This window comes from Xanthomonas sp. NCPPB 1067 (assembly GCF_020783795.1).
In the GTDB taxonomy this organism is placed as follows: Bacteria; Pseudomonadota; Gammaproteobacteria; order Xanthomonadales; family Xanthomonadaceae; genus Xanthomonas; species Xanthomonas melonis.
Map to the genome: position 1 here is coordinate 216187 of NZ_JAJGQG010000005.1, position 10778 is coordinate 226964.

Here is a 10778-nt window from a genome sequence, read left to right on the forward strand (position 1 = left end):
GATCCTCGGGTCATGCCTTGCGGAAGATCGAGGGTGCCACCTGGACCAGATCGATGTCGAGTTCGCTCAGGCTTTCCGAATGGCCGATACAGAAGTAGCCGCCCGACTTCAGGTTGGCGAGTACACGCAGGATCACTTCGCGCTTGGTCTGGCCGTTGAAATAGATCATGACATTGCGCAGGAAGATCGCATCGAAGCTGCCCAATGCGGGCAGCGCGGCATTGAGATTGGCATGCACGAACTGCACGCGCTCGCGCAGGCGCCGCTCCACCAGCAAGGTGCCGGCGTACTCGCCCTGGCCACGCAGGCAGTAGCGCTTGAGATACGGCTGCGGAATGCCATCGATGCGCTGCAGCGCGTAGTGCCCGGTACGCGCCTTGGCCAGCACGCGGGTGCTGATGTCGGTACCCACCACGTCGAACGGGCGCCCCTGCAAGGTGTCGTCCAGCACCATCGCCATGCTGTAGGCCTCTTCGCCGCTGGAGCTGGCCGCGCTCCAGCACCGCAACGGCAATCCGCCACGGTGCTCGCCGGCCAGTTTGCGCAATAGTTCGAAGTGCTTGGGCTCGCGGAAGAAATAGGTTTCGTTGGTGGTCAGCAGATCGATCGCAGTCTGGATCTCGGCGCGGTCCTGGCGGCTTTCCAGCAGCTGCAGATACTGCGTGTAGCTGTTGAACTGATGTTCGCGCAGGCGCTTGCCCAGGCGGCCGCACAGCATGGCTTTCTTGCCGGAGGAAATGCTGATGCCGGCCGCCTCGAAGATGAAGCGCTGGAAGCGGCCGAACTCCTGCTCGGTGATGGCAGTGGCGGTACTCATGACTCAGGCCACATCCGCATCGGCGGAGAAGGAACCATCGCTCAGGCGCGCGATGCGCACGGCGTGCTCGCGCCACCAGTCCGACAGCATCGGCCCCGGCATCGGCGAGCCCATCAGGTAGCCTTGCGCCAGATCGCAGCCCAGCTCGCGCAGCAGGCGCCAGTCGTCGGGCGTTTCCACCCCTTCGGCCACTGCAGTCAGCTCCAGCCGGTGCGCTAGTTCCAGCGTGGATTCGAGCACGGTGCGCTGGCTGCGGCTGCGATGGGCGGCCTGCACGAAGCTGCGGTCCAGCTTGAGTTCGGTGAACGGAATGCTGGCCAGGCGCTGCAGCGACGAAAAGCCGGTGCCGTAATCGTCGATGGACAGCCCGAAGCCGTGCAGGCGCAGGCGCGCCAGCATGCTCAGTGCGTTGGCCGGCTCCACGATGGCGCTCTCGGTCAATTCCAGCACCAGGTCGGCCGGGCTCAGGCCGTTGTCGGCCAGCTTGGCGCACAGCTGTTCGAGGAAATCCTGCTCGCTCAGCAGGTTCGGCGACAGGTTCAACGCCAGGCTGAGCTGAAAGCCTTCCTCGCGCCAGTCCACCATCTGCGTAATGGCCTTGTCGATTACCTGCTGGGTCAGCGCGTGGATCAGTCCCTCACGTTCGGCCAGCGGAATGAAACGGTCCGGCCCGATCATGTCGCCCTGCGGGCGGCGCCAGCGCGCCAGGGCTTCCACGCCACGCAGCCGGCCGTCCTTCAGATCGAGCTTGGGCTGATACGCCACGCGGATCTCGCCGCGGCGCATGGCACGGTCCAGCCGCGAGGCGGCTGCGCCCCCGCTGGACATCAGTGGCGAGATCGCCGCCGACCGCGCTGCCGGCGTCGCACCGGCGGAGGCAGGTTCGCATTCCAGCACGGCGGCCAGGTCCTGCAGGTTCATCGGCTTTTCGATGCCGCCCAGCACGCGCACCCCGGCGCTGCGGCTGAGCTGCATCACCGCGTCGATCAGCGCGCCGCCGCGTTGCGACACCACCACCACCGGCACGGTGTACTGGCCGCGTGCCAAGGCGTCGAGCAACTGCACGCCGTCCATGCCGGGCATTTCCAGATCGACCAGCAGCAGCGAAGGTGCGTTGGCGCGGCTCAACCAGTCCAATGCGGCATGACCATCAGCGGCGCCCTCGACCACGTTGGCGCCAAGCTGGCGGCACAGCGCCATGGCGTGTTCGCGCTGGACCACGCTGTCGTCGACGACCAGCACCGGGCCGGCCAGCGTACAGTTGCAGGAGAGAAGAACAGGGCGCATGGGAATCCTGGCGAGCATCCGAGAGTCAGGCCGCCAGTGCGGCGGCGGGGAGCTGGGCCAGTGCATCCTGGCCCAGTACGGCATCGGCATCGAGCAGGATCACGAAGCGCTCGCCGATCTTGCCCATGGCATGGATGAAATCGCGCGCAACCCCGGTACCGAAGCTGGGCGCCTGGACGATGTCTTCGGCTGCGATCTCCAGCACTTCGCTGACCGCATCCACCAACAGGCCAAGCACCTGCTGCCCGTCGCCATGGGCGATCTCCACGATCACGATGCAACTGCGCTTGGTGATCGCGCTGGCGCTACGGCCGACGCGCTGCTGCAGATCCACCACCGGCACCACCGTCCCGCGCAGGTTGATCACCCCACGCAGGGCGGGCGGCATCATCGGCACATCGGTCGGTACGCGGTACTCGATGATTTCCTTGATGCCGAGAATGCCCAGGCCGAACATCTCCTTGCCCAACGAAAACGTCAGGTATTGCTGCGGCGCCGTGGGCGAAGGCGCATCGGCGGACGCGCTGCTGTGCGGTTGCATCGTCGGCTCCTTCAGAAACTGGCGAACTGCGATTCGTCGATGGCATCGGCAGTGGCGGCCACCACGCCGATCTGGCGCACATTGGTACGCCGTGCCGGTGCATGGGCGGCCACCGGCTGGCTGGCCTGCGTCGTCCGACGCGGCCCCGACCGGCCGGCCGGGCGTCCGCCATTGCCCAGCCGGAAGAAGCCCATCAGCTGCTGCAGCTGTTCGGCCTGCGCGCTCATCTCCTCCGAGGTGGCGGCCAGTTCCTCGGCGTTGGCCGCGGCCGACTGCGTGGTCTGGTTCAACTGCCCCACCGCGGTATTGATCTGGCTGACGCCGGCAGTCTGTTCTTCCGAAGCGGCGGCGATCTCCTGCACCAGATCGGAGGTGCGGCGGATCGAGGGCACCATCTCGCCCAGTACGCGGCCGGCGCTTTCGGCCAGTTCCACGCTGGAGCCGGCCACCTCGCCGATTTCCTGCGCGGCGATCTGGCTGCGTTCGGCCAGCTTGCGCACTTCCGCGGCGACCACCGCAAAGCCCTTGCCATGCTCGCCGGCACGCGCGGCCTCGATGGCGGCGTTGAGCGCCAGCAGGTTGGTCTGGTAGGCGATGTCGTCGATGATGCCGATCTTCTTGGCGATGTCCTTCATCGCCACCACGGTGGCGCGCACGGTGTCGCCGCCGTCGGCCGCTTCGCTGGCGGCCTTGGCGGCCATGCTGTCGGTGACCCGCGCGTTTTCGGTGTTCTGCGCGATGGAGGCGGTCATCTGCTCCAGCGAGGCGCTGGTCTCTTCCACGCCGGCGGCCTGCTCGCTGGCGGCCTGGGCCAGCGCCTGTGCGGTGGCACTGACCTCTTCGGAGGCGCTGGCCAGGTTCTCGGCGTTGCGGTTGACCTCGTCGACGATCTCGGTGAGGCGGCTCATGGTGGTGTTGACGTAGCGCTGCATGTCGGCGAACGCGCCTTCGTAGCGGCCTTCCACGGTATGGGTGAGATCGCCCTCGGCCATGGCGCCCATCACCTGGATCACCTCCGAGATGCTGCGCAGGTTGCCGCGCGCGCGCTCCACGGTCTCGTTGATGAAGGCCTTCTTGCCCGGCAACTGCGCCAGCGGCGCATCGAAGTTGCCGCGGCCGAATTCGGCCATCACGCCCATCGCCAGTTTCTTCACCGCGATATGCGCGCCGACCATCTGGTTGATGCCCAGCGCCATGCTGCGGAAATCGCCATCGAAGCGGCTGATGTCGATCACCACGTCGATGTCGCCGGCCTCGTGTTCGGCCGACATATGGTTGATCTGGCCGATCAGTCCGGTGAGATTACCGCGCACCTGCTCGATGGTCTCGTTGATGAAGCGCTTCTTGCCCGGCAGCAGCGGCAGCTGCGCGGTGAAGTTGCCGCGACCGAACTCGCCCACGCAGGCGATGGCCTGCTTCTTGACCGCGATATGGCCGGCCACCATCGCGTTGATGCCTTCGGCCATGCGGCGGAAATCGCCGGTGAAACGCTGGGTGTCGATGACCACGTCGATATCGCCGGCATCGTGCTCGGCCGACATGCGGTTGACCTCGGCGACCAGGCCGGTGAGGTTGCCGCGGATCTGGTCGACGATCTCGTTGATGAAGGCTTTCTTGCCCGGCAACCGTTCCAGTTCGGCGGAGAAATTGCCGCGGCCGAACTCGGCCACACAGGCCATCGCCTGCTTCTTGACTGCGATATGGCTGGCCACCATGCGGTTGATGCCGTCGCCCATGGCGCGGAAATCGCCTTCGAAGCGCGCCACGTCGATGCGCGCATCGATCTCGCCGGCATCGTGTTCGCGCGAGACGCGAATGATCTCCTCGTTGACGTGGCGGATGCCGCTTTGCACCTTGCGCAGCCCGCGCAACACGTCGCCGGCCTGCTCGTCGCGATCCTGCGGCAGGGCGACATCGAAATTGCCGCGCGAGAAGGCATCCAGCGTCGTGGTGGCCAGGTCCAGCGAACCGTTGACCAGGCGAATGGCCCATGCCAGCAGTACGCCGCTGACCAGCGCGGCGACCACGCTGGCGGCCAGCAGGGCGGCATGCGAGAGCGTCAGCGCGAAGCCGGCGACGATCACGAGAACGGGCAGGGCAACGGCCAGTGCGGCGGTGAACCACAGCTGCGTGGCGATCGGAAGACGGTGTGACATGGCGGTAGCTTCCTGGGGTCAGGGAACAACGTGACGAACGGTGTGGTTGGCCAGCGATGACGCCGGATATCAACAGCGGTGGTGCAGGCACTCAGGCGGCCAGCGCGTCCTGCTGCGGGTGCAACTGCTGAATCAGGCTGGGCACATCCAGGATCAGCGCGACATCGCCGCTGCCCAGAATGCTCGAGCCGCTGATGCCCTTGACCTGCGCGAACACCTTCGACAGCGGCTTGATCACCGTCTGCCATTCGCCCAGCAGGGTGTCCACCACCAGGCCGAAGCGCTGCGCGCCCTGGCGGATCACCACGATGCTCTCGCGGGCCGGCGTCTTGCCGCCAAGTGCGAACAGCTCGCGCAGACGCACATACGGCAGCACGCTGCCGCGCAGGTCGATGTAGTCGCTGGCGTAGTCGGGTGCGAACTCCACGCATTCCTCCACCACGTCCAGCGGCACCACGAACACCGACTTGCCCACGCCCACCTGGAACCCGTTGATGATGGCCAGGGTCAACGGCAGGCGGACCGAAATGGTGGTGCCCAGCCCGGCGGCGCTGTCGATTTCCACGGTGCCACGCAGCGCGGTGATGTTGCGCTTGACCACGTCCATGCCGACGCCGCGGCCGGACAGGTTGGTGACCTTTTCTGCGGTGGAAAACCCCGGTTCGAAGATCATGGCGAAGACGTCGCGGTCGCTGAGCTGGCGGCCGGGTTCGACCAGACCGCGTTCCAGCGCCTTGGCCAGGATCTTGTCGCGATTGAGCCCGCCACCATCGTCGGTGATCTCGATGACGATGCTGCCGGAGTCGTGGTAGGCGTTGAGGCCCACGGTGCCGCGTGCCGGTTTACCGCGCGCCACGCGCACCTCGGCCGGTTCGATGCCGTGATCCATCGCGTTGCGCACCAGGTGGGTGAGCGGGTCGCCGATCTTTTCCACCACCGACTTGTCCAGTTCGGTGTCTTCGCCGGCCACCACCAGCGCGATGTCCTTGCCCAGCTCGCGGGCCACATCGTGCACCACGCGCTGGAAGCGGCTGAAGGTGCCGCCGATCTTGACCATGCGCAGCTGCAGCGCGCTCTCGCGCACCTCTTCCACCAGCCCGGCCAGGATCGAGGCCGATTCCAGCAGCTGCGCGTCGCCGCTGCGCTGCGCGTTGGCATTGGTGCTGGCCACGGCGATGATGAGTTCGCCCACCAGATCGATCATGCGATCGAGCTTGTCCGCATCCACCCGGATCGAGCGCGCGTCGGCACCGCCGCGTGCACCGGACTCCGGTGCTGGACGCGGCGCTGCCGGTGCGGCCGCAGGCACGCTGGCCGGCGCCGCAACCGTCACCGGTGTGCTGGCCAGCAGTGCGGCGGCGGCGTCGGCCGGTGCCGGAACGGCGGCGATCTGCAGGTCGCAATCGTCGCGCACGAATTCGAATACGTCGTCGATGGCAGCACGGTCGGCATCGCTGCGCAGCAGGATCCGGAAGCCCAGGTAGTTGGCCTCCGGGTCGAGTTCCTCGAAGGCGGGCAACTGGCTGTCGTCGGTGTCGATCGACTCGACCGAGCCCAGGCTGCGCAGGTTGCGGATCAGCTTGAGCGGGGAATTGCCGAAGCGCAGCGCATCGGCGAACAGTTTCAGGTCGATGCGCCAGTAACCGCTCTGTTTTTCCGGGGTGCTGTGCTGCGCGACGGCCGCGGTGACGCCACAGCCGCTGCCTTGCAGGTAGGTCTGCAACTGCGCCAGCAGCGGTTCGGCTTCGGCGGCCAATGCCGCCGCATCGGCATGGCCGGGATCGGCCGCGGTTTCCACCAGGGCGTGGATATGGTCGCAGCACACCAGCAGCAGCGCGATCAGTTCCGAACTCAGCGTCAGCGCTTCATCGCGCACCAGGTCCAGCACGCTCTCCACCACGTGGGTGAAGCCCACCAACTGCGGCAGATCGAACAGGCCGCCCGAGCCCTTGATGGTATGCGCGGCGCGGAAGATCGCGTTGACCGCATCCGGCGAGGATTCGCCACGCTCGGCTTCGAGCAGGTGGCGTTCCATGTCCTCGAGCAGATCCCGGCTCTCGGCCAGGAAGGTCTGCATCAGCTGATTCATGTCCATGCGCGCGTCACCGGTCCGTTAGTGAATGCGTGCGTCGAGGCTTGCGACCGCATGCGGATACAAGGCTTCGAGCAGGCCCAGCAGTTCGATCACATCGACCACCGCCCGGCTGGAGTCGGTCAGCGAAAACGGCCGTCCGTCGGCCTGGATGGCCTGCTTGGTGGCCAGCAGCAATTGCAGACCGGTGGTGTCGATCTCGCTGACCGCGCCCAGGTCCAGATGCAGACCGCCCGGATGCGCCAAGGCCGGCTGCAGCAGCGGCTTGAGTTCGGCGGCGCGCCGAATGGTCATCTCGCCCTCCAGGGCAAGCGTCAGCGGCGCAGGAAAATCGGACGATGGGGTGCTCATGGATGCCTCGAGGCGATACGCTGACGCGGGGAATGGCGCTGCGGTGGGGTGAACGTGCGCGGTTCGCACACGCCGCAGCTGCCGGTCTATGCAGGTATCGGCCCTGGTCCGGAATATTTAGGCCTAATTCAGTGCGATGACGGAAATGCGAAACGGGTCACTGCGCGCGAATTAATCGCTCAGTTTTGTCGCAAGCAGGCTCAGGGACGGATTGTCCGGGACAGTCCTGTGGACAATGGCGCCGGATCGATCGTGCCTGGACAGCGCGCACCCCCAACGCAGCCATAGCGCGGGAGATTGGTCGATCGGCGTGAAGGTGGCGGTGTGGTGCCGCAGGCAAGCCGATCCCGACGGTGGAAGAGCGCCGCTGGAGTAACGGCGAGGTGGGCGCATGATGGGAATGCGCAAGCGTGCAGCGGCTGGGGTCTTGCCCGGATCCAGGTGCGGCCGGGACTGGATGGGTGCCTCGCCGCCGGGCACATGACAGGCATGCGCACACCACGCACAGTGCGCACGCCGCGTAACGTTCGAGTCTGCCTGCTCAGCGGAGCGTTGCGCCGCTACCCGCTTCAGCCCGGTGCCAGCGCCGCCAGCAGGCCGCGTGCGGCGTTGAAGCGGTCGGCGCCTTCGGGCAGCGGCAGCTTGATGCGCAGTTTGTCGGGGCCGTCCATCGCGTAGATCTTCGGACTGAGCGCCGCTCGCGTCTTCAAGACAGTCGCCGGGAGGGTTCCCGCTGCCGGCCAGGACGTCCTGACCTCCCGAACGCGCATGCCACGGCACGCAGTCCAGGCAGCACGTCCTTGGCCGCCAGCGCACGTTTGTCCGGCGGCGGGCCCGCGTCCCCTGATCCCCCACCGTATGCATCGTTCCCGTGATAACCTGCCCGCCGCCGTCCTGGCGAAGACGGAAAGCCAGGTGACCCAGCCGACACCATGGCAACGGTGTCTGGGCTATCTCGCTGAGCCATGCCTAGCGCAAGTTGCCAGAGACAAGCATGTCACTTCAATTACTACCAGGGAGGTATTCGTTATGAAACTACGCAGCATGGCCACCACGTTCGCACTCGCTGCGGCTTTAGGCCTTGGCCTGAGTGCGCCGGTTCGCGCCCAGACGGTAGATCCTTGTTCGGTCTTTCTTTGCATGGCCGGCGTGTCTGGCCCCGGCACTCCGAGTCCGGAATGTACGGCGCCGATCGCAGCCTTTCATGCTATCCAGGTGTGGAGCCCGGCCTTTAACCCGCCGGCCACGGCGGCTGCACGCCGGACATATCTGATGACATGTCCAGGCGTTGTCCCGGTGAATCAAGCCACCTTGGAATTGATCATCTCGCAGTGGGGTTATACACCCTGACGAGGATCGCCCGCTGCCCGAGTTGGTCAGCCATAGTGAGTTTGCCGCAAAGGATATTTTGATCAATCACCGCTTTGCACAGACTGCTTAGGCGCTGCGTCGGGTTTCGGCTGCAATCGGCTTGATTCCAACGTTAATCGCCTGGGGTGGGGTGACTCCACAATCGGACGTCAGATTTTCCCATCTGGCAACTCTGCCCCTGAGGCGGCGAGACTCTGGACGCTGCCCGGGTCTGCGGTGTGACCGCGTTCCTGGCTGCACAGGTCAAGCAGGCGCTGGGCTACAAGATGCACTTGGCGTTTCCCGACTAGCGCAGCGTTCCGCGCGCCACCTGGCTTCGAAGACCTACTGGGAATAGACCCAGGCCGCCGGCAAGACTGCCGCGAAGAGATGTCTCCCAGCTTCCTGCGCGGGGACGGCTTCGTCATCACCGGGCACGCCCGTCGGCACTTCGCCCCGCTAAGAGAGGGCGAGGCCCCGCTGGCACGGCAGCGATGGCCTGCTCAGATATGCCAGCCTGAAGAATGTCTCGATGGCGAGGAAGTTGCCAGCTGGGGGAAGGCGAAACGATCGTCTGCCGGCAGAGCTGCTCGCATCGCAAAAAGCCTACGCAGTCGGGAACCTTAGCAACTGTCGGAGATCTGCGGCATCGTCACCCCATACGACTGTCACGCTATGGTCGACCTCCGGCGCCACCCGGCCGCTCATGGATAGCCAAGTGGTATGCCATGCCGGCAAATGCCGCGACCGATTGTAGGACTTTTCCTACAGATGCCCGGCAGACCACGTCGGGCCTGCGACTTGGCGTTAGTGAAGGCTGGAGCGGCCCCCTTGGCTTGGTAGAAATTCAGTTAACTGTGTGCAACACTTCTCACCAAACCTGCCTCATCGCGCATAAGGATCATGGCTTCAGCAGGCAATCCCCTCCAACTCCCAAGAGCGGCAGTCCCCGTCGCGGGCGCCTGCGTGTTGAAGCAGAGGCCTCACTCGCTCGCGACGAGCTGATGATTTATAACGCCAGCGCTGCTTGCTGACCAGGCAAGCGGCCTTCACTTCCGTTCCGCTGCACTGTTCCTGCCATCTATCTATACCGAAAAGATCGACGAGACTCGCCATGACCGCACGCTCCCGCCGCCTTCGCCATCCCATTTCCCGCCTTGCCGCCGGCCTGCTGCTAACCATTGGACTGTGCGCAGGCTCCGCCAACGCGCAAGTCGTCGTCGTCAACCCGTCGGGAGAGGGAAAGGATATCGCGGAGTATGCGGAACAGGCCAAGCGCTGGACCGAGACGATCAAACAGTATCAGCAGCAGCTGGAGCATTACAAACAGCAACTCATCAGTTTGACGAGCTTGAACTTTCTACGTCCCCCCCTGGACGATAAGTTCGTCTTGCGGGAGCCAGGCTATGGACTTGAATTCGCCTGCCCGGGAGCGCAAGCCAGCGGCATCGCGGGCATTCTCGAGCAGATCAAGTCTGTCGCACCCTCGATGACTGGGAATATGGCGGAGGAGCAGCTAAAAGTCTGCGCCCGCATTGTCATGGCGCAAAATTCCCAATACAACGAATCGGTCATGATGCTCAAGCGCTTGGTGCAACGTAACACCGAACTTGAGGCTATTGAGCGCCAGCGCGGCACAGTGGGTAGTAAACAAGGCGCGTTGGCAGCCAACGATAACGAAGTAAAGCGTTTTACGGCACGCAATGCTATGGAAATGAGTCATTGGGAAGCCAAGATGAAAGCCTATGACGTCTATATTGCGGGACTCAAGGATGACCAGACCTTGCTGGCCAAGCGCGCACTGGAAGGCGACAAGGGCAACTTGCTGGGGCAGGTCGTGCAAGCAGCAGCATTGAAGATTGCGCTGTCCAAATGAATTAGCGGGCAACCAAAGCCCAGATCACGACGCACAGGCAAATAGCAATGGACGTTTTTTTTCATGGTGCGACAAGTTGGCTGCAGCCCCTGGCGGATGCCAATCTCGGCGACTTCGTCTTCTTCAAACTGGTCAACGATTATTTCAGCAACGAGATACAGGAGTTCGGCCTGGATCTGATGAGGCGCACCATGCGGTGGGTCAGCACCATCGCGTTGACAGTGACCACGTTGTGGGTGCTGATTCTGGGCTATCGCATCGCCACCGGGCAGTCGCGCGAGAGTGCGATGGCCACCATGATCAAGGCC

8 protein-coding genes and 2 pseudogenes are annotated in these 10778 nt (G+C 64.7%); 3 read left to right on the forward strand and 7 right to left on the reverse strand.

Features of this window, described 5'->3' with window-relative positions; translation table 11 throughout:
• Positions 1-10: 10 nt before the first annotated feature.
• From LL962_RS06510 to LL962_RS06540, 7 genes are all read right to left on the reverse strand, one after another.
• Complete coding sequence (locus tag LL962_RS06510; protein ID WP_228316347.1) at positions 11-817, reverse strand: CheR family methyltransferase; 807 nt, start codon at positions 815-817, stop codon at positions 11-13.
• Positions 818-820: 3 nt separating this feature from the next.
• Positions 821-2104, reverse strand: coding sequence for an EAL domain-containing response regulator (locus tag LL962_RS06515; RefSeq protein WP_228316348.1), 1284 nt, complete (start codon positions 2102-2104; stop codon positions 821-823).
• A 25-nt stretch (positions 2105-2129) separates the two neighbouring features.
• Positions 2130-2645, reverse strand: a complete 516-nt coding sequence (locus LL962_RS06520; protein ID WP_228316349.1) for a chemotaxis protein CheW — start codon at positions 2643-2645, stop codon at positions 2130-2132.
• An 11-nt stretch (positions 2646-2656) separates the two neighbouring features.
• Complete coding sequence (locus LL962_RS06525; RefSeq protein WP_228316350.1) at positions 2657-4801, reverse strand: methyl-accepting chemotaxis protein; 2145 nt, start codon at positions 4799-4801, stop codon at positions 2657-2659.
• Between the two features lie 91 nt (positions 4802-4892).
• Positions 4893-6896, reverse strand: a complete 2004-nt coding sequence (locus LL962_RS06530; protein ID WP_228316351.1) for a chemotaxis protein CheA — start codon at positions 6894-6896, stop codon at positions 4893-4895.
• Positions 6897-6914: 18 nt separating this feature from the next.
• Positions 6915-7244 carry an STAS domain-containing protein gene (locus LL962_RS06535; protein ID WP_104587327.1) on the reverse strand — a complete coding sequence of 110 codons (330 nt, stop codon included), beginning with the start codon at positions 7242-7244 and terminating at the stop codon, positions 6915-6917.
• A 569-nt stretch (positions 7245-7813) separates the two neighbouring features.
• Positions 7814-7954 (reverse strand): hypothetical protein, encoded by a 141-nt coding sequence (locus LL962_RS06540; protein ID WP_228316352.1) that lies wholly within the window; start codon positions 7952-7954, stop codon positions 7814-7816.
• An 864-nt stretch (positions 7955-8818) separates the two neighbouring features.
• On the opposite strand from LL962_RS06540, the pseudogene LL962_RS06545 reads away from it, so the two are divergent.
• The 3 genes and pseudogenes from LL962_RS06545 to LL962_RS06555 form a co-directional block, all read left to right on the forward strand.
• Positions 8819-9147, forward strand: a pseudogene (locus LL962_RS06545) (diphosphate--fructose-6-phosphate 1-phosphotransferase); the annotation flags it as partial.
• A gap of 561 nt (positions 9148-9708) precedes the next feature.
• On the forward strand, positions 9709-10470 hold the full coding sequence (locus tag LL962_RS06550) for a hypothetical protein (protein WP_228316353.1): 762 nt from the start codon (positions 9709-9711) through the stop codon (positions 10468-10470).
• A 47-nt stretch (positions 10471-10517) separates the two neighbouring features.
• Positions 10518-10778 (forward strand): annotated as a pseudogene (locus LL962_RS06555) (type IV secretion system protein); the annotation flags it as partial.